This window comes from Coprococcus eutactus (genome assembly GCF_025149915.1).
Classification (GTDB): domain Bacteria; phylum Bacillota; class Clostridia; order Lachnospirales; family Lachnospiraceae; genus Coprococcus; species Coprococcus eutactus.
This window is the reverse complement of the sequence record NZ_CP102278.1, coordinates 1,579,329-1,602,630: the sequence shown is the minus strand read 5'-3', so window position 1 is coordinate 1,602,630 and position 23,302 is coordinate 1,579,329. Positions and strand designations below refer to the sequence as shown.

General features: G+C 40.9%; 9 protein-coding genes. All 9 read left to right on the top strand.

Annotation, left to right across the window (positions count from 1 at the left end):
• Nucleotides 1–18: 18 nt before the first annotated feature.
• Complete coding sequence (locus NQ536_RS13785) at nt 19–10,722, top strand: Cna B-type domain-containing protein (protein ID WP_044997962.1); 10,704 nt, start codon at nt 19–21, stop codon at nt 10,720–10,722.
• A 174-nt stretch (nt 10,723–10,896) separates the two neighbouring features.
• Nucleotides 10,897–12,363 carry a stage IV sporulation protein A gene (gene spoIVA, locus NQ536_RS06845; protein ID WP_004850824.1) on the top strand — a complete coding sequence of 489 codons (1,467 nt, stop codon included), beginning with the start codon at nt 10,897–10,899 and terminating at the stop codon, nt 12,361–12,363.
• A 95-nt stretch (nt 12,364–12,458) separates the two neighbouring features.
• Entirely contained in the window at nt 12,459–13,217 is a 759-nt protein-coding gene (locus NQ536_RS06840) for a segregation and condensation protein A (RefSeq protein WP_004850821.1), read from the top strand.
• Between the two features lie 16 nt (nt 13,218–13,233).
• Nucleotides 13,234–14,016: an SMC-Scp complex subunit ScpB gene (scpB, locus tag NQ536_RS06835; protein WP_004850820.1), complete on the top strand. Its 783-nt coding sequence runs from the start codon at nt 13,234–13,236 to the stop codon at nt 14,014–14,016.
• A gap of 241 nt (nt 14,017–14,257) precedes the next feature.
• Nucleotides 14,258–15,502, top strand: coding sequence for a D-alanyl-D-alanine carboxypeptidase family protein (locus tag NQ536_RS06830; protein WP_259805288.1), 1,245 nt, complete (start codon nt 14,258–14,260; stop codon nt 15,500–15,502).
• 66 nt (nt 15,503–15,568) lie between these two features.
• Entirely contained in the window at nt 15,569–16,483 is a 915-nt protein-coding gene (locus NQ536_RS06825; protein WP_022058902.1) for a dipicolinate synthase subunit DpsA, read from the top strand.
• A 13-nt stretch (nt 16,484–16,496) separates the two neighbouring features.
• A complete protein-coding gene (locus tag NQ536_RS06820; RefSeq protein WP_004850816.1) occupies nt 16,497–17,078 on the top strand; it encodes a dipicolinate synthase subunit B in 582 nt (193 codons plus the stop codon).
• A gap of 326 nt (nt 17,079–17,404) precedes the next feature.
• Nucleotides 17,405–18,058, top strand: coding sequence for a TetR/AcrR family transcriptional regulator (locus NQ536_RS06815; RefSeq protein WP_004850814.1), 654 nt, complete (start codon nt 17,405–17,407; stop codon nt 18,056–18,058).
• 28 nt (nt 18,059–18,086) lie between these two features.
• Entirely contained in the window at nt 18,087–23,297 is a 5,211-nt protein-coding gene (locus tag NQ536_RS06810) for a leucine-rich repeat protein (RefSeq protein WP_004850812.1), read from the top strand.
• The last annotated feature ends 5 nt before the right edge of the window (nt 23,298–23,302 follow it).

The following is a 23,302-nucleotide window of genomic DNA, read 5'->3' as shown; positions in this document are numbered from 1 at the left end:
TAGAAAAGAGGTATGACAATGGCAAAAACTACGAAAAAGCTTATAGCACTCCTGCTAGCGATAGTTATGATAACTACGTTGGTTTCGCCTTCTAATTATAACTGGTCGAATGCGGCCGAGACGAGGGGCGGGGATAATTATGCAACGGAGACGGATGCTCTGGCGATGCTTGCAGATGCAGCTATCACTGGCAGCCTGGAAGACTACATTACTGGAGCCACTATATCGAATGGTTCAACTGAGATATATGGAACCACACGTACGGACAGGCCGGCGAATGCACCACTTCCGGTTGACCCAAATGATCCTACAAAAACAGCTGGGGATGTTAGGGTTTTGCTTGATATTGTATTTCCAGAGGAGCTTGTTAAGGATATAAGAGATTCTGGTGAAGATGCAGTATTCAGATACACTATGCCGGATACCATCAAGTTTAATGATGATATCCTGAATCAGGATATTAAAGATAAAGATGGATCCGTAATTGGTAAGTACTCTGTTATAAACGAAGTATTGATTGCTACAATTGATCACACAGCTGCTTCTATACAGAATGGTATGCAGCTTGATGCAAACTTTGGTGCGTGGGTCAATATTGATCTTTCGAAATCAAATGAAAAGAATGAAGTGGAAAATAAATTTTCAAGTAAGGTGGCAATCACAACACCTGTTGATTTTAAACCAGATCTTGATGTTGTTAAAACTGCATCTGAAGGTCGGGTGAGTGATCCTGATGATGGTTACGTGTATTTTGATTACACAGTGGAAGTTAGTTCTCCACACGGAACAGGTAAAGAGAGTCTCACATTTTTCGACTCATTGACAAATAACGTTTCTGGCGTCGTTCCGGAGGTTACCGGATTGAAAGTGATAAAGTCTGATGGGACAGACTGTAGTTCTCTACTTACATATAATAGTGGGTCCTCTAGTATAGAAGGAACGCTTACAAGTCTTAATCCAAAAGAGTCATATAAGATTACATATACAGTTAGGAATAAGGTTGGAGATCTCGCACAAGATATAGTTAACCTGAATCAGAAAAACGAAGTTGAAGCAAAAAACTCAAAGGTTGATAAAAAAGCAGAGACAAACAAAGGATTTAAATATGTAAAAGACGGAGCAACTGATATCAAGGTCAGCAAGTCATCGGAAGGTGTTTATGCAGATGCTGATAATAATCAGACGACTTTTAGGTATAAAGTTGTTGTAAGCTCTGAATATGGCAGTGACGGTGACATTACTCTCAACGATGTGCTGGCAAACACACTGGATTCGAAACTTGGCACTGATGCGAAGAGAACTGTCCAGAACGTGTCATGTAAATTGAAAGATAATACAACAGGTCAGTATACAGATGTAAGCTCTGAGGGATATGTAACACCGGCAGATGGAACTATTGATAATGGAGACAAGGTTGTCAGTGGTACTCTTCCAAAGCTTAATGCCAACTCACAGTACGAGATAACATACGATGTCGTTTTGTCAGACATAGCAGACAATATTGGATCTTTACAGATAAATAATAGAAATAGTGTTGATATAAAAGATAAGTCACATCATGAACATCAGGATATCGACAGCACCACATGGTACAATTCAGGAAAATCAACTGCATCTATAAGCAAATCCGGTGAATTGTCCGCTGATAAGTCAACTATTACCTGGACAGTCACAGTAAATTCAGACAGGAAAAAGAATCTTACCGGAATGGCAGTGTCAGACATCCTTAAGAAGAATGACGTGGAAGTAGGGGATGTTAAAAAGTGTAATCTGTCAATAAATGACTCAAGTGTATCAGATACGATCAATCTTCCTGCGGAATTTATAGAAGATTCAGGTAAGCTTTATCTTACTGATGGCACATCAAGGATTGAGATTCAGGAGAATAAGTCAAAAATCGTATTTACATATACAACAGATTCTTCAAAGTTGGATAAGCTGGTTGATACATATTATAATGTGGCAACGATAGAGAAGAACGGCATAACAGACAGTGTAGATGCTACAGTTAATGTTACAGGTGATACACTTAAGAAAGAGTTTTCCGCTGAAAAGGAAAATGAAGACACTTATTCCCTGACATGGAAGTCGACAATCTCTGGTCTTGATAAGATAAACTCCGGTGATACATACAGCGATAATGTTACAGTTGAAAATGGCTCACTTCCAAAGCATTATTTTACAACTGACCAGATAAATGGACTGCATGTAGCCGGACTTACAGAGGGGGTTGACTATAAAGTCAGTGTAACATATACTGATTTCTCGAATGTGTGGAGTCAGAGAAGCTACACCGTGGACAGCGTTGCTGATGTCCCGGTTTCTTCTACAAATTACATAACAGGATATACCGTAACGTTCCTTAACGACATAATAGGAACAACGGAATCCCCTATAGATTATGTAATAACTTATGACACTACAGTGAAAACTGACAGTAAGTATAATGCCATCAACAACGGTGAGATCAATATAAAGGGATCAACCAAGAAGGTTTCTGCTAATCACGAAGTATCAGGTATAACAAAGGGATCAATAGTAGAAAAGTACAGCTATACAAATGGCAGCGATGAGAAGGAAAGCATTGTTGGATATGACAAAGACAAAAATGTATTTGTGTATAAGGTTGTACTGAATGGAGATTTTGCATATGGTGATGGCGATAGATTTTCATTTAAAGATACGCTCCCTGAAGGTACAGAGCTTGATACAGAATATCTAAAGCCAGAGATGCTTCCTGGTGGAAAAGGTGAGATCAAAGATCATCCGGGAATATATTTTGTTACATATTATGGACAGAACGGCAAGCAGGATACACCGGATATAGGAGTTTCTAACTTTATAGAGAACTACAATGTAACTAATAACAGTATCAGCTTTGATATTAAGTCACTTGGTATATATGGAGTAAATTCCAAGGTAGTTGTATATTACGCAGCCAAAGTCACAAAGGATATTTCGTCTGTTGTAGGCGGCAATGATGAAAGCTTTACTAATAATTGCTCTGCAACTGTCACAAGAAGCAATGGTTCAACAAAGACTGCCAGCGATAAGGCTAAGGTCACGGTAACAGGTCCGAATATATCAAAGACCGCTGGTGAATATGATGGCGCTTCTAACAGTGTAGAATATACAGTTAATATCAATGAGAAAGGGGAGACCCTTGGAACGACTGGATATATAACTGTGGTTGATAAGTATAATTACAGCGCTGCCTCATCAGTAAAAAGTGTATACATTAAGGATAATTCTCTTAAACTTTACTATGCGGAAAGCGGTGAAGAGGTTCCGGCTGATAAGTACAGTTACACCTATGTCGATGACACTTCGACCAAGATGTCCACGCTTACGCTTACCATGGATGATTCAACTAAGTTTATCCTTAAATATACGTATACATTGGTATATACAGGAAAACTTAAAGCGGATGTTGTAAACACAGTGGGTATACTCGGATCAACCAGCTCTGCGGATTCATCATCAGTCAATACCAATATAGATGATCAGGATTCGTACATGCAGTCAACTGTCAAACAGTATAACCTGTCTATAATCAAGACGGATTCCATCATGACAGGAATAAAACTGGGCGGTGCAACATTTGACCTTTACAGATATGGAAGTCTTGAAGATCAGAATGACAGAGCTTGGCACATTATAAATCCGGAAGATGGAAAGGAACGTATAACCAATGATTCAGGTAGGCTGGACATAGATGGCCTTTATTACAACTATTATTATAAGCTGGTAGAGACTAAAGCACCTGAGGGTTACAAAGCGCTCTCAAAGCCTATTTATATACATAATACTAACCTAAATTCACCTGTTATTGGAACTGACAGACCTGAAGAAATAACGGATGATGATATTTCAGATATAATTCTTGAGAACGGAACATCTCAGGATTATGAGCTTCCGATTGGCAACAATCCGGAAGACAGAAAGATCACTGTTGATAAGATATGGAAGGATGCATCGGGCGGAACTTTAAAAGATATACCTGTTGACAGCATAAAAGTTAATATCTATGCTTCAACAAATCCTTCGTCATACGATAAAAATTCTGCACCTGTAAGGACAGTTACATTAAACAGTGCAAATAATTGGTCGAGTGGTGTGTTGACACTTGATGTTGCTGATAACGATGGAAAATATCTCTATTATTTTGCTGATGAGGAATTTGAAAACGAAGATTATAAAGTTTCGATAAGCAATAATGGAACAGTTTCAGGTACGATCACTATCACGAATACCAACACGAAGGTGACAAGTGAGACGATAGACATACCGGTCACAAAGAAATGGGTGGATAGCGATAACGTTCTGTCAGCAAGACCTGAAAACCTCAAGGTTACACTTGCAACAAAGAATGCAGCCGGAGAGGTGACAGAGATTGCAGATAAGACACTTACATTAAACGATGCAAACAATTGGAGCGGAACATTTACAGATCTTGACAAGAAGGATGGCGCTGGCAATCTGATTAACTACACAGTTGTCGAGAATGATGTGAATGGCTATACAGGAAAGCTTGAACTCACAAAAGATGAGAATGGAGTGGTTACGGCTGCAGAGCTTACCAACACACTGAATGTTGGAAAGATACAGATCGCCAAGCTGTTTAGTGGGGATCTTGATGATACAAAGCTCACAGATGCACAGAAGAGACAGATCACATTCACAATCGCAGGTCCAGATGGATATAATGGACCAACATCAGTTACATATGATCAGTTCACCTCTGGAAGCTACGTTGTAAAGAATGCTCCATATGGAACATATACAATAACAGAGACGAATGCTGCATTTGACGGATATAAGAACATAGTTACATATGCTGTAGGTGCTTCAAAAAATGATACAGATGCCACTGTAGAGATATCTTCAGATGCTACATCACTTGTGACTATTACCAATACCTATACTGCATACGTCAATATAAGCGGAACCAAGGTATGGGATGATAATGACAATCAGGATGGTCTGAGACCGAATAACATAACTGTTATTGTTAAGAATGGTGATACGGAAGTTGACAGGAAAACGGTTACACCTGATGCAGCAGGAAATTGGGCATACAACTTTGAGAATCTTCCTAAGTATGATGCGGCAGGCAAAGCGATCACATACACTGTATCAGAGGCAAAGGTAACTGGCTATAATACTCAGATAACCGGCAGTATAGAGAGCGGTTTTACCATCAAAAACACCCATACACCTGAGACAATTGACATTGAGGGAACCAAGACTTGGGATGACAATGATAATCAGGATGGTAAGAGAAAAGATGCTATCACAGTCAGACTCTATGCTGATGGCAGTGAGATTAACTCAGAGAGTGTAACTGCAGCAAAGGGCTGGAAGTATAAATTTACAGATCTTCCAAAGTACAGAGGTGGTAATGAGATAAAGTACACCATCACTGAGGATACGGTTGAGGATTACAATACTGATATCAATGGATATGACATTACCAACAGTTATACACCTGGAAAGACAAGCATCTCAGTACTCAAGGAGTGGAATGATGCGGATAACCAGGATGGCAAGAGAGCTACAAGCGTAAAGGTTAAGCTTGTGGCAAACGGTATCGATGTCACAAACTCTGAGGTTACACTGAGTGCTGACAATCAGTGGAAACATACATGGAATGACCTTCCACAGAAGTCCGGCGGAAAGAACATAACATACACTGTTAAAGAGACTAGCAGTATCGATGGATATAGCGCCAAAGTCACAGGCGATGCCAAGACAGGCTTTGTAGTGACTAATAGTCATAAACCTGAGACTATTGATATCGAGGGAACCAAGACCTGGGATGATAATAATAACCAGGATGGCAAGAGACCTGATAAAATCACAGTCAGACTTCTTGCAAATGGAACTGAGACCGCAACAAAAACAGTGACAAAGTTAGAAAATTGGAAGTACGGTTTTACAGATCTTCCAAAGTACAGCGATGGACAGGAGATAAAGTATACCATCACAGAAGACAGCGTAGAGGGTTATACGGCAGCTCCAAATGGATATGATATTACAAACACACATGTTCCGGAGGTTACAGATGTTAAGGTTACAAAGATCTGGAACGATGCCGGAAATCAGGATGGTAAGAGAGCAACAGAGATCAAGGTTAAACTGTATGCTGATGGTTCAGAGGTCGCTGGCTCAGAGGTAACTCTTAAAGCAGATAACAACTGGACATATACATGGAAAGATCTTGCAGTTTATAAGAATGGTACGGCTATAGGTTATACAGTAGATGAGACAGCCACAGTAACCGGATATACGAAGAAGGTCACGGGTGATGCCAAGACAGGATTTGTCATAACAAACAGCTACACACCAGAGACCATCGATATAGCTGGTACAAAGACATGGGATGATGCAAACAATCAGGATAGAAAGAGACCTGAGAGCATCACTGTAAATCTTCTTGCGGATGGTCAGTTATACAAGACAAAGACTGTTACAGCTGATGAAGATTGGAAGTATAGTTTCAAAGATCTTCCAAAGTATAGCAGTGGCAACAAGATAGTTTATACCATCACAGAGGATGCGGTTGGTGATTATGCTACTGTAATAGACGGATATAACATTACAAACACATATACACCGGCAAAGACAAGTGTATCAGTCACAAAGAGCTGGGATGATGCAGACAATCAGGACAGGAAGAGACCTACGAGTGTAAAGGTTCAGCTGCTTGCGAACGGAATAGCAGTAGATGGCTCAGAGACTATATTAAAAGCAGATAACAACTGGACACATACATGGACAGATCTTGATGTGAACAAGGATGGAGCTGCGATAGCTTACACTGTAGAAGAAACAGATATTACTGAAGGATATACTCCAGTGATAACCGGAGATATGACAACAGGATACACAGTTACGAACAGCTACACACCAGAGACGACATCAGTAAAGGGCATTAAGATCTGGGACGACGGTGAGAATCAGGATGGTATCAGACCTCCAAGTATCACAGTCAACCTGATTGCAAACGGAACAAAGATCAAGAGTCTTGAAGTCACAGCAGCAAATGACTGGAAGTTTAGTTTTACAGACCTTCCTAAATATGCAGATGGATCAGAGATAACATACGAAGTAACTGAGGATGCTGTTTCCGAATACACTACAGCTGTGACAGGAGACGCAGAAAACGGATATACATTTACCAATAGTCACACGCCTGAAACGATCAATATAGAAGTAACAAAGACCTGGAACGATGCAAACGATCAGGATGGCAAGAGACCAGGAAAGATTACGGTAAATCTTCTTGCAGATGGAGACATATATGCTACGAAGGAAGTAACTGAGGCAGATGGTTGGAAGTACAATTTCACGGATCTTCCAAAGTACAAAAATGGCAATAAAATCACGTACACCATCACAGAGGATGTTGTTGAGGACTATCAGACACTTGTCAACGGATATGATATCACGAACAGTTATACGCCAGGAAAGACAAGTGTATCAGTTACAAAGGCCTGGGATGATGCTGATAACCAGGATGGCAAGAGAGCTAGAAATATAAAAGTAAGACTTCTTGCCGACGGAAACGTAGTTGCAGATTCTGAGGTGGATCTCAGTGATGCCAACAACTGGAGTCATACATGGAGTGATCTTGATATCAACAAGAGTGGATCACCTATTGAATATACTGTTGAAGAGATCACAGCGGTTGAAGGATATGCAACAGTTATCACAGGATCTGCGAAGACCGGTTATATCATCAAGAACAGTTACACACCAGAGACAACTTCAATAAGTGGTAAGAAGATATGGAATGATGCAAATGATCAGGATGGTAAGAGACCAGGAAAGATCACAGTAAATCTTCTTGCAAACGGAGTGAAGGTGGCTGATAAGGAAGTTACAGCTGCGAACGGCTGGAAGTACAGCTTTACAGATCTTCCAAAGTACGCAGGTGGCAACGAGATCACATATAGTATCACAGAAAATGCTGTTGAGGATTATCAGACACTTGTAAATGGATATGATATCACGAACAGTTACACACCAGGAAAGACAAGTGTATCAGTTACAAAGGCTTGGGATGATGCCGACAATCAGGACGGCAAGAGAGAGAGTTCAGTAAAGGTTGAACTTCTTGCTGATGGAACTCCTGTTGTTGGATCAGAAACAACTCTCAGTGCTGACAACAACTGGACATATACATGGGCAGGACTTGATGTCAAGAAGAGCGGTGTGAATATCGTCTACAGTGTAAGAGAGATAACGTCAATTGATGGATATACAACTACAGTCACAGGCGATGCTGAGACAGGATTTACAATAAAGAACAGCTATACCCCAGAGACGACATCAGTGAGCGGCAGCAAGACATGGAATGATGCGGACGATCAGGATGGCAAGAGACCTGAAAATATCAAGGTAAACCTTCTTGCAGATGGTAGTGTATATGCTACAAAGACGGTAACCGAGGCAGAAAACTGGGAGTATAGTTTTACAAATCTTCCAAAGTATAGAGATGGTGGAATTCAGATCAAGTATTCTGTATCTGAGGTTGATGTACCAGAATATACAGGTGAGGTTACAGGTTATAATATCACGAACAGTTACACACCGGGAAAGACAAGTGTATCAGTTACAAAGAAGTGGAGTGATAATGATAACCAGGACGGCAAGAGAACACCTAGCGTAATGGTTCGTCTTCTGGCTGATGGACAGGTTGTAGCTGGCTCTGGGGTAACACTCAGCGAGGCAAATAACTGGACACATACATGGAATGCTCTTGACGAGAAGAAAAATGGACAGACCATCGACTACACAGTTGAGGAGACTACAACTATAGATGGTTACACAACAGTCATAACAGGAAATGCAGCTGATGGATATGTGGTTGACAATCAGCACACACCTGAGACGATCAATGTATCAGGTACTAAGACGTGGGTTGATGACGATGATCACGATGGTCAGAGACCAGATTCAATAACAGTTAAGCTTCTTGCAGATGGTACTGTTATAAAGAGCCTCGTGGTTACAGCAGATACTGACTGGAATTACAGCTTTACAGATTTACCAAAGTACAAAGATAATGGAACCTTGATCAAGTATTCTGTATCAGAGAATGCTGTTTCGGGATACAAGGCATCTGTTGTTGGATATGACATAACTAACACATACAAGCCAAATGTTATAAAACTTACCAAGACCATAAATGGAGATATTACAGCAGATGATGCAGCGGCAAATGTAACGTTCAATGTTACAAACAATGCAGGCTACAGTAAGATCATAAAGCTTACAGACCCTGAGGTGGCAAAGCTTGGAAATGGCAAGTATGAGATAACTCTTGTAAATGTGCCTGATGGTACATATACAGTTGAGGAAACATCATATGCATATGATGGAGCAGCGGTAACAGTCAGCTATACTGTGGATGGAATAGACGGTGAAGGAACAGAGGCATCCGGAATAACACTTATCGGTGGAAATACAGCTGATGTAGAGTTCGTTGATACCTACAAGCTTGGCACTGTCAAGTTCACTAAGGCTGGACTTTATAAGGAGTCATGTGCTGAAAACCCTGATGATGTAAAAATGCTTGATGGTGTAGAGTTTGCGCTCTATGAGGGTACAGATACAGAGTGTGAGAATCCTGTAATGACAGCAACAAGTGTAAATGGTGTTGTGACATTCAAGGATCTTAAGATAGGTACGTATCTTGTAAAAGAGAGTAAGACTATCGGAGATTATATTGTCGATAACACAGTCTACACAGCAGAGGTAACAGAGGCAAACATTGGCACTTATGCAGTGTTAAATGGTGTTCAGGATAACACATTGATAAATGATCTTCCTAGAACAGATCTCAAGATAGAGAAGGTTGCAGAGGAGGACAATGGCATAAAGCTTCCAAATTCAGTATACGGACTCTACAAGGAGAACGAGAATGGTGAGGAAGAGCTTGTCGCTAAGGCTACAACAGACAGCAACGGAGTTCTCAAGTTTGACGGTATTTTGATCGGCACAGAGTATACGATCAGAGAGATACAGGCGCCGGATGGATACTATGTATCTGAACAGCCAATATCAATCAAGTTCAAGAAAGATGAGAACGGAAAGATTACAGTTGAATCATTTGACGGTGGTTTTAATACTGACACAGGTAAAGTCACAGCCAGAGTTGATGAGAATGGAAACATTACATGGCTTGAACCTTCAGTAAAATACAGCTTTGAGAAAGTAGATGAGGATGGTGTTCCTGTAAAGGGCGCAACACTTCGACTCGAGGATGCTGATGGAAAACTCATTGATGAGTGGGTAACAGATGGCAGTGCGCATGAAGTCAACAATGTACTTGTAATTGGCAAGATCTATGCACTCATAGAGGTTAAGGCTCCTTCGGGCTATGACAAGGCTGATGATATACTGTTCACAGTTTCTGATGATAAGGTTGCAGCTGGCGAGGATATTGTTGTTACTATCACAATGGTTGATAAGAAGACAACAACGACCGAGACTACGGAGACAACCGAGACAACAGAGACAACAGAAACTACAGAGACAACTGAAACAACCGAGACAACACAGACTACTGAAATAACAACAGAGGACAAGAACAAGCCGGATACCGGTGACAGAGCTCCTGTTGTACCAATAGCAGTTATACTCTTTATAAGTCTTGGCGGATGTGGTGTTATTGTGGCATCTAAAAAGAGAAAAGATAATCAGAACAGCAAGTAATACGAAGCCGTGACATGTCCCCCGGGAATATCGCCTTATATGGTGGTATTCTGGGGGATTTTTTTATTCATAAAACAGCAGTTGCATTCATATGTTATATATAGAAAATGACCGCAGATCTATTATGTTTACAATAATAAAATTATGTAAATAAATAGCATGTCAGGAGGATGTATGGAGGAGTATCAGGTATATCAGGATATCAAGGCTAGAACAAATGGAGAAATATACATCGGTGTAGTTGGACCGGTAAGAACAGGAAAATCAACATTTATAAAAAGATTTATGAATCAGATGGTCATACCGAATATTTCAGGTGAAAATGACCGTCAGCTTGCACTGGATGAACTTCCACAGTCAGCGGCTGGAAAAACTATAATGACGACCGAACCGAAATTTATACCTAAGGATGCTGTATCGATCAATGTTGGTGAAAACATTGACATGAAAGTTAAGATGATAGACTGTGTAGGGTATGTCGTGAAGGATGCAGAGGGACAATTTGAGGATGGGAAGGAGAGAATGGTTAGAACTCCATGGTATGAATACGACATTCCTTTTTCAAAGGCTGCGGAGATAGGAACAAACAAAGTTATAACAAATCATTCTACAGTTGGAATAGTCGTAACCACGGATGGCAGTTTTGGGGAACTCCCGAGGGAAAGCTATATTGATGCCGAAAAGAAGACTATAGAGGAGCTAAAAAGCCTGGGGAAACCATTTGTTGTTGTTCTGAACACGGATAAACCATCTGGAAATCAGGCGCGTGCGTTGGCAGAAGAGATGAGTGATACATATGGGGCAAGTGTGGTTCCTGTCAATGTTGAACAGCTTAGAGATTCAGACATTACATACATATTCAGGGAGCTATTGATGAGTTTCCCTGTGACTGCGATCTATTTTGATATTCCAAAATGGCTTGAGGTCGTTGACGATGACAATGAAGTGAAGAACAGCATAATATGTGATGCTGTACAGATCAATTCGGTTGTAAACTATCTTAGGGACATAGATGGAATAGTGTTTCCGGAGAATGATTACGTAAAAAAATACAAGTGTGACAATATAAATATGGCAGATGGCAGAATAAATATAAGTGTCTATATACATAGCAGTTATTATTACCAGATGCTGTCGGATATGATGGGGGCTGAGATAAACAATGAATATGATTTTATTACCGAGCTCAAGACGATGTCAGATAACAAAAGATATTGTGGGAATGTCATGGATGCGCTTGAACAGGTAAATTCCAACGGATATGGTTTGGTTATGCCGGAGAAAAACAATATTCGGCTCGGCACACCGGAGGTCATCAAGACCGGAGGCAAGTTTGGCGTAAGGATAACAGCAAATGCGCCGTCGGTGAATATGATCAAGGCGAATATAACAACGGAGATCATGCCACTTGTCGGAAGCAAGGAGCAGGCAGACGACCTCATAACGTATATATCGGACAACAGCAACGGTGACGATATATGGGGAGTAAATATATTTGGCAAGACAATAGAGCAGCTTGTTGATGATGGCCTTAACAACAAGGTGAGCAAGATAGGTGCCGAGAGCCAGCAGAAGCTCCAGAATACGATGGAGAAGATTGTAAATGATGGAAATGGTGGAATGGTGTGCATAATAATATAAGATTGCATATTTATACTCTGCTATGTTAAAATGTCTAAGGTGTCCGGGGATGCCTTGGGCATTTTAGTTATGGGAAAACGAAAGAGGACGTGAATATGTCGGCGATAGATGTAAAATTAAATGTGTTTGAGGGCCCGCTGGATCTTCTTTTGCATTTGATAGAGAAGAATAAAGTTAATATATACGATATACCTATTGTCACCATCACGGAGCAATATCTTGAATATGTGAACAATATGGAGGAAGAGGATCTAGATGTCATGAGTGAGTTCCTAGTCATGGCAGCGACTCTTATCAAGATAAAATCCCGTATGCTTCTGCCAAAGGATGAAGAGACAGAGGAGGATGAGGAGGATCCGCGTGAAGAACTCGTGCGAAGGCTGCTTGAGTACAAGATGTACAAATATGCGGCAGGAGAACTCAAGGATCTAGAGCTTGAAGGAAACAAGGCATTTTTCAAGAAGGCTACAATCCCTGCAGAGGTTAAGAATGTAAAACAGGATGTAGATCCTTATGAGCTTATATCAAAGGCTGATATAGATCTGCAGAAGCTGAATGAGATATTCAAGTCCGTTATGCGCAAGCAGGTGGATAAGGTGGATCCGATACGAAGCAAGTTCAAGGAGATCGAGAGGGAGGAGATATCCCTTGAGGAGAAGATGGCTGAGGTCAGAGAACAGGTGAGGGGCCTTGAAGGGATAAATTTCAGAACTCTGCTTGAGATGCAGGCCTCCAAGATGAATGTTATAGTTACTTTTCTTGCGATTCTGGAGCTTATGAAGATAGGTGCTATAACAATAAAGCAGGAAGAGATATTTGGGGAGATAGTCATAGATTCTCTTGATACAATATAGTTGAGATGAGGTAGCGATGAATAGCGAAGATTTGCAGAATAATAATATACAGAGTGAAGATATGGCAACTGAAGATATGATAACTGAAGATTTGACAGTCGAAGAAACAGTGGGAGATAAAAATGACGGTATTGATAATGTAGAGCATAATTCATCTGATATATCCGGTGAAGATGCTGATACTGAATCTGATGAACCGCAATATAAAGAATACAGTGACGATTATCTCACATCAGCTCTTGAGGCAATTCTTTTTTCATTGGGAGAGTCAGTTTCTGTGGACAGACTTGCTGCGGCACTTGAAATGGAGAAGAAAAAGCTTGTAAAGCAGCTTGAAACTGTTGTGTTCAATTACAATAACAACGACAGAGGAATCAAGATCATAGATCTCGATGGATCTCTACAGCTTTGTACTCGCAATGAGTACTACGGTGTGCTTGCCAAAATAGTGAATACGCCGAAGAAACTTTCACTTACAGATGTTGTGCTTGAGACATTGTCGATCATAGCCTACAAGCAGCCGATCACAAGACCTGAGATCGAGGCGATAAGAGGTGTGTCCTGCGTGCACGCCATCAACAAGCTTATAGAATACAATCTTGTCCAGGAAGTCGGAAGACTTGATGCGCCGGGACGTCCGATTATGTTTGGAACAACTGAGGAGTTCCTTAGGTGCTTTGGTGTATCTTCAACAAGCGATCTTCCGGTCATAAGTCCGGATAAGATCGAGGACTTCAAGAAGGAAGCCTTAGAGGAAGCGGACTTTACACTCAGCGTTGACACAACGTCTGAGGATTGATGTACATATTTAGGCACCAAAATAAAAATATAAATTGTATTAATAAATATAAGAAAATCCATGCACGGTGAGCTGGTGACAATATATCACAGAGCCGTACATGGATTTTTATGCATTTATGCTTCTATATGCAAAAAATGTAACATCAGACGGTTATTTTTACTTGGTTGTAATAATATAATATCAAGACCAAGTAAAAAGGAAAAATATGTATAGGCTGACAGATGGAAAAATAAATATCATGACATGTATAGTGATCATGGCTGTGATACTCGGAGTGGCCATATGCGGGATGCAGCAGGATACAACAGCATCGACAAGTTGCGTTGATAATAAAACTATGAATGGGACTGAAATTGCAGAAGTTTCCGCGACGGATGGAGATCTGCAGTTATATGCTAAAAATGCAGTTCTTATAGATGGGGAGACCGGAGATATTCTATATGAAAAGAATGCAGACGCGCACAGACCGAATGCAAGTACAACAAAAATACTTACATGCATACTTGCCCTGGAATGTGGGAACCTGGAGGATACGGTGGCAGTTTCATCATATGCTGCAAAGCAGCCGGAAGTAAGACTAGGAGCCCAGGAGGGGGAAAGTTATACATTGGAGGATATGTTATACGCCATGATGCTTGAGAGCTACAATGATACCGCAGTAATGATCGCTGAGCACATAGGAGGCTCCATGGAAGTATTTGCAGATATGATGAATCGGAAGGCAAGAGAGATAGGTTGTCATTCTACATACTTTATAACGCCAAATGGACTTGACGCGCAGGATGAATCAGGGGGGCATGGGACATCGGCGGATGATCTGGCTCGGATAATGAGATATTGTATTCTTGTATCGCCCGAAAGAGATATGTTCCTGAAGATCACCCAGTCGTCATCACATACATTTTCCGAGAAAAGTGGCAGCAGGACTTTTTCATGTGTAAATCACAACGCGTTTCTCAATATGTCAAGTGAAGCTCTGTCCGGGAAGACCGGATTTACCTGCGATGCAGGATATTGCTATGTGGGTGCGGCAAATAAGAATGGACATACATATATATGGTCGCTTCTAGGATGTGGCTGGCCGGGCAACAAGACTTATAAATGGAAGGATTCAAAAACTCTGTTGTCATATGCGGGAGAACATGCGCAATATACAGAGCTGAGTGCTCCTGAATCTCCGAATGTTACTGTAAATTATTCATCCAAATCGGCAAAGCCGGGAAACATCTGCACAAAGTGTAATCTGTCGGGGATCGTAGCGGAAGCCGGTGATACAGAGGGAAAGGTCGATGACATACGATATGTGTACAATGTTGCAGATTCAGTCAAAGCTCCGGTGTACACTGGGGAAGTTGTAGGAAGTCTGTTTGTGTACAGAGGAAGGAAGCTTATTGATATTGTTCCGGTCACGGCGGCGGAAAAGAAAACTGACGTTTGTTTTATGGATGAAATATTACTGGTTCTCAGACGTGCGGCGATGTAACATTTGATCTTATCAGGCATATATTAAATTATCAATGATATAAGGGCGGTGCATTAGAGTATGGATATGGATTGTGTATACTATGTGGTTGGCGGTGACAGAAGAAGCTGTTATATGTCACTGACACTGGCTGAAAAAGGATACAATGTGTTTCATTTTGATCCATATGATGCCGATCTGCTCAGACATTCGCCAGTCACCATCATATCCGGGGCGTCCGGAGTAGGATTTAGAAGACTTATAGAAGGGGAATGCGCATCACCATCCGGAACAGGACTTAAGGCAATCGTACTTCCGGTTCCTGTATCAAGGGATGGCGAATTCATAAATGGAAGAACCCTTCTCACGGTCAGCAGTGTTCTTGAGTGCAGCGGTGAATTTGATATGGTGTTTGGCGGAGGTATCGACAAATATATGCCAGATGAAAATGGATCAGGTCCTTATGTATTTGATTATCTCGCTGATGATGAGGTGGCTGAAAAGAATGCCATAGTCACAGCGGAGGGAGCTATATGTGATGCTGAATCGCTGTCTGATGTAAATATTGATGGCAGCCTCTGCCTTGTGACGGGATTTGGCAAATGCGCGAAGCCGCTGGCAAAGAGACTTGCTGCGTGGGGAGCTGATGTCATCATCATGGCAAGACGACCAAAGCAGAGAAATGACGCGGCGCTGTGTGGATATAAGGTAATGTCATTTGAGGACATACCGATATACAGTCACGTTCTTTCAGAGGTGGATTTCTGCTTTAACACAGTGCCTGCAAGGGTTGTGTGCGATGACATATTATCACAGCTTTGTAAAGGGGCAGTGGTAATAGACATTGCATCAATGCCAGGCGGAGTGGATTTTGAATATTGTAAGGAGCACGAAATACCTTACAGACACAGTTTGGGAATTCCCGGAAAACTCTCGCCAAAGTCATCGGGAATCATTCTTGCAGATGCTGCCATAAAGGTGGTATCGGACTTTAATAAATAGGAGATAATAAAACATGAATTTATCAAAGTGCAATGTTGGTTTGGCTATAACCGGTTCATTTTGTACCTTTGATAAGATTAAGATAGAAATAAAGAAAATGGTTGAGATGGGAATAAATGTGTATCCGATATTCTCGCCTCACTCCGCAGAGTACGATACGAGATTCGGGAAAGCTGACAAATTCGTAAATGACGTTGAGACGATAGCAGGAAGAAAGGGTATTTACACCATACAGGAGGCGGAGCCTATAGGTCCCAAGGCATATCTTGATGCGCTGGTCATAGCACCTTGTACCGGCAACACCATAGCCAAGCTGACAAATGGAATAACTGACACATCGGTTCTCATGGCTGCGAAGGCACATCTGAGGAACAACAAGCCGCTCATCATATCGGTTTCGACAAATGATGCCATGGGTATGAACTTCAAGAACATCGGTCAGCTCATGAACATGAAAAATATTTATTTTGTTCCATTTGAACAGGATAACTGTGTGAAGAAGCCAAATTCGCTCATAAGCAGACTTGATCTCATCCCAGCCACCATAGAGGAGGCTCTTGAGGGAAGACAGATACAGCCTGTGCTCATAAAATAGTTTTGTACACCCGATGGGGTATAATTTTTGTTACTTATTACGATTATTATACCTCATCGGGTGTAATGTGTAAGGAATGTGTGACGAATCTTATATACCTGAAAAAATGAAATCAGACTTCAATCATTTGATTGAGGAAAGAATGCTGATTTTGGCAGATTGATAAAAATATAATATAATACGAAATCCCAGAAGTTACTTACTATCGAAATGTGATTCGAAATGTGACTTCTGGGATTTTTGTTGACTGACATAAGATAGTCCTGTAAAATATTTATTGTGAGACAGGGAGTATCATAATGTAATTTTGGAGTGTAAAGTAATATATGAGAGATCCGGAAAAACTAAAAGAGGAAATGGATGAGCGCAATAGAAAGATCCTTGATGTTGCATTTGAGCTGTTCGTAGACAAGAAGATAGAGGCGGTGAGTATGGGAGATATCGCAAGGGCTGCCGACGTGGGAAGGGCTACATTGTTCAGGTATTATCCAAGTAAGCTTGAGCTGGTCATAGCGGTATGTGCTGATCAGTGGAAAAGATATCTGGATGGCCTGGACGCGAAAAGACCTATATCGTCTGTACATGACATACCTGCCATAGACAGACTGAGATTTACCATGGACAGTTACATAGACATGTATCAGAACCACAAGGCGCTGCTGAAGTACAACGATAACTTCAACTACTATGTAACCAATGAGGGCAAGAACAATGATCAGCTTGTAGATTTTCACAGCTCACTGTATTCGGTGGATACCAGACTTCACATGATGTACGAGAAAGCGAGGGTGGACAAAACTATCCGGACAGACATACCAGAAGCCGAATTCATGCGTGTCACCGTTCATTCTATGATGACAGCCTGCGCCCACTATGCGGAGGGGTTCATATGGGGATCGGACGACAACAAGGATTACACGGACGAGCTGATAATGATCAAGGAGATGATAATTGATTACGCAACTAAAGGGATAAAATAACAGAGTTAAATAGAAACGGGGGAATGATATGAGAAAGGGATTAATATTTAAGAAGGGAATTATAATTGCGCTTGCTGCAGCGGTGGTTACGTCGCCTGCGCCGGTGATGGGTGTAAGCGGCTGGGGAGTGATGAATGCTAAGGCAGAGGAGACTACAACGGAAAAAATACCCGAATATTTATTGATGGGCTCAACACGTCTTATTGATAATGGGGAATTTCAAGATGATGGAGTTTCTGGTAATGATGACACGATATATCAGGGAACCAATTGGTACTATGACATCACGAGGAATCAGCTTGTACTGGAAAATGCGTCTATTTCTGGAAACATTACGATTCAGAACGGTGATCTTTCGATTATGTTATCCGGAACAAATACTATGAGATCAGATATGGTGATTCAAAGTATTTTAACAGAAAGCGGAATTGTGCCTACATTAGAAATAAATGGTAACAATCATAATGGAAGTCTAAGTTGTGGAAGTATCAGTGTAGCTGACTTAGGCTTAAATAATAATAATTTAAAAATTATAGGAGCAACGCTGGAGACTTCCCCAATTGAATGTAGTGGCAGCTTAACGATTGAAAATAGCTATGTGGTAGCAAATGAGGAGGATCATTCAAACGTAATTAGTGGTGATAAAATTAATATAGTAGACAGTTATGTTGAAGCGAAAGCAACAACAGAACGAGAAGAAGGTGTGGTATTTAGATCAAATCAACAAATTAATGTATCAGGAAGCCAGATTGTGGTTAGCCGTGCTTTAGCCTGTCAAGAACCTGTATTAAGTGATTGTGACTTCAGCAACTCTGTCATCACAAAGCAATGGAACGACATTGAGACCGGTGATGATGTAACGAAAACATATGTATATGGTAAAGCCGCTTTAAAAGAAGATTTAACGATTGCAAGTGGAGAAAGCATAGAATTTGAGAGTAGTGCAAGTATCGCCAATCTGGACAAGCTTATTGTTAAAGATGGAGCCACAATTCTGATAGATGGAGCTGAACACAAACATAATACAAACGGTAATATTACATATATTTGGCAAGATGACAAAGAACATACAAAAGGAGTAGCATGCAAAGACTGTCCGATTGGATATATGACTAAAGAAACGAAATCACACAATTATAATTCGCAGGGATTTTGTACAGATTGCGACGCGTACCAGCCGGCAGTACTCACTACGGACAAGTATGATATCGACAATGATGATAGTAAGGACAAGGTGTATGAGATTGGAAATGCAGGTGAACTGTATTGGTTTAGCGATAAAGTGCTCAATAACAACGATACATACGGAAAAATAAATGTAGTTCTTACAGATGATATTGTTGTAAATGAAAATGTTCTGAAATCAGATGGCACATTAAATGAAGGAACGTATAGAGACTGGATACCTATCGGAACATTTTATTACGGAAAAAACCATGTGCCATTTGCTGCTCCATACAGTGGCAAATTTGACGGGCAAAACCACACGATCAGCGGCTTATATTTAAAAAAGGACGATGATCGGTCTATAGGTTTGTTCGGCTGTATTGAAGATGGCAAGATTTACAATGTAAGTATTTTAGATTCATATTTCAGTGGCGCTACCGATGTTGGAGGTATATGCGGAAAGAGCCACCTTGGAACGGTCGTAAACTGCCATAATGCAGGCACCATCAATGGGACAACCGGTAATTCTCATTTGGGGATTGGTGGTATATGCGGAAGTACTTACAGAGGAACGATTTCTGACTGTGATAATACAGGTGTGGTTAATGGTGATACTTATGTAGGCGGTATATGCGGTGATAGTACAAGCCCGATCACACGTTGTTATAACACAGGTAATGTGAGCGGCGTTTATAGAGTTGCCGGGATATGTGGAAATAGTGGTTCTGGCGGTTATGCCAGCAATATCACAAACTGCAGTAATTCTGGCGATATCCGTGGATCAGGAACATATATAGGCGGTATCTGCGGGGCTAATTTTAGCGGAATATCATACTGCAACAGTACGGGTGCGGTTTCTGGAAGTGGTGATAAGATTGGAGGTATATGTGGAGAAGATATTGATGGCAAAGGGGATATCAAAAACTGCTATTATGACAGTACCGTTTATGCCGGGGATTCGATCGGAGACAAGTATGCATATGGTGACATTACCGGAAAATACGAAAATGTAGAAGGTAAAACAACAGAACAATATAAGAACGGCGAGGTTGCATATCTCCTGCAGAACGGCCAGTCAGAAGAAATCTGGGGACAGACCATCGGAACAGACACTTATCCTGTATTACGCGGTGCAAAGGTATATAAGAGCATAACTTATATAGGCTGTAACGATTCATCTGACGTTGTCTCGGTGTCATACAGCAATGAGAAAAAGGATGTATTTGGCAAACATAACTTCGAGGATGGCATATGCAGATACTGTGGTGAGAAACTTGCGGCGACAGTCACAAAAGGTGATGAGACTTTATCCTGTGTTTCACTGCCGGAAGCAATAGGTTATGCCGAAAAAATGCCAGGTAGTGTTGTTACCGTTATGGAAGATACGAATACAGCTCTTGATATAAACAATCCTGATTCTGATTTTACTATAGACATAAATGGACATAAGATAGATGATATTAATGTAAATAACGGAAAAATAACGATAATTGCTTCCAAGACGGGAGGATACGTAAAAGGTGAATTAGATATACAAAAAGATTCAACAGTAACAATTGGCGATGTAAAAATCTCGGGAACGATATATACTACGGGTCAATTGATACTAAATGGTGGAGATATATACAGGATAATTCTAGCTGATGAAACAATAAAATTATACTTTGACAATAGTGATATAAAAATCAATGAAGGAATATATTTGTTTGGAGCATACGGAGAAGAAATAATCATAAATGCAGAGCCTCATAATGTTATTCCAATTGTTCTGGATGGAATAAGTGTACAACAAGGTGCTGCATATGCTGTAGCAGGTGATGGCATTGCGTTAAAGTCAGATTGGTTCAACGTATCATCAAATGATTCCATAATTGATCTGTCAACAAGTATAGAAGATAATAAACTTAGAATTGTAGCATTGCTGAACGATAAAGTATATGCAGAGTTAGATGAAAATAAAAACATTACCTATTCTGGAAGTGAATTAAAACCATCTGTAAAGGTATATTACAATAGAAACTATATGTCTTCTGTACAGCTAAAAGAAGGCTTAGATTATAATGTAACGTATTCCGACAACATAAATACCGGCACAGCGACTGCGATTGTAACAGGAATTGGTGCTTACTCAGGAACAAAGAAAGTAACATTTACCATCGAGCCAAAGAAGATCAGCAGTCCAACATTTGATGGACTTAAGCCTGAGTACACATACACAGGACAGAAGGTAGAGCCTGAGTTTGCCCTTATGGATGGTGATACAGTCATTCCTTCAAGCGAATATGAAGTATCTTACAGTGACAATACAGAAGTTGGAACAGCGGCAATAACCATCACGGACGTCATGGGAGGAAATTACGATATAAACTGCAAGGCTGAATTCGATATAGTTAAAGCTGATCCGGTTATAAGTGAACTTCCGGTGGCAGATCCGATAAGCTACGATCCACACAAAACCTTAAATGAAGCAAGCATTTCGGGCGGAGCCGTAATCGGAGTTTCAGGAGAAAACATAACCGGAACATGGAGCTGGGCTGACGATTCCGCAGTTCCTGCGGTTGATGTAACAGACTATGATGTAGTATTTACCCCTGATGAACAGGAACATTACAATCCGGTCAGTGGAACTGTTCAGGTAAATGTCTCAAAGGCTGATGTAAACGTAGTTGATTTGCCAGTGGCAAGCGCAATAACATATGGCGACGATCTTGCAAAAGCTGTTATATCTGGAGGAAGAGTGTCCTTTGATGGTATTGATCAGGTTGAGATACCGGGAACATTTGCATGGAAAGATGAATCCATAAAGCCATTTGTATCTGACAGCGATAAGACACTATACACCGTTGTATTTACTCCGGCTGACAGTGTGAATTACAACACTGCAGAAGCTGAGATTACGGTAAATGTGAGCAAGGCTACAATGCCGAATCTGCTGTTAAGTGTAGATAATACAAATAAGACAGTTGGAAGTATTGCACTTCCGGGAGACTGGACATGGCTTGATGCGGATGATAAGACTGCGATAAAGGCAGGCGGATCAGTGGAGGCAACCGCTGTATACGTTGGCGATGACAAGGAAAATTATGATAGCACAGAGCTGAAGATAACCATCTACAGAGCGGCATGTTCAGAGGGCAAGACTGTAAAGTATACACTAAAAGGAGAGAAGGCACCAACCTGCACAAAGGCAGGAACTGGACATACAGAGTGTTCAATCTGCGGCGATGTAATGAGCACAGGTGTATATGTAAAGGAACTTGGACATAAGTGGAATTCCGGCAGGGTGACAAGGAAACCTACATACACGGCGACAGGTGTGAAGACATTCACATGTACCGTGTGCAAAGCAACTAAAATTGGAAGTATTGCCAAACTTGCAACAACTGATATAAGTAAAAAGACAAGCAAGATCACTGTTTCCGGAATAGAGAACAAGATCTATAATGGAAAGGTACATACCCAGAAGTCTCTTGTTGTAAAGGCTGGTGCAAAGACACTTAGACTGAACAAGGATTACACTGTCACCTACAGCAAGAACAAAGCGGTGGGCAAGGCTAGTGTGATAATACGTGGTAAGAATGCATATTCAGGAAAGATAACAAAGACATTTGCCATAGTAAAGGCTGCCAAGGGAAAGACATATACAGTTGGAAAATTCAAATACACTATAACCGGAGCAAAGACAGACGGCACCGGAACAGTTGCAATTGCCGGTACAACGTACTCAAGGTCAGATAAGAAATTTGCATCACTGACCATCGCAGATACTGTCATTATAGGAGATGTAAGGTTTAAGATAACATCTGTAAGCGCAAATGCATTCAGCAGGTATACGGCTCTAAAGAATGCCACTATAGGTAACAATGTGACAAGCATAGGGTCAAACGCATTTTTATCATGCAAAAACCTTAAGAAGATGACGATAAAGTCAGCTAAGCTCAAGAGCGTTGGCGCAAAAGCCTTCAGTGGAACATACAGCAAAATTACATTTGCAGTACCTAGGAATAAGGCCACAGCATACAAGAAACTGATAAAGAAGGGCAGTCCTTCTGCGAAAGCAATCTATAAATAACAAAT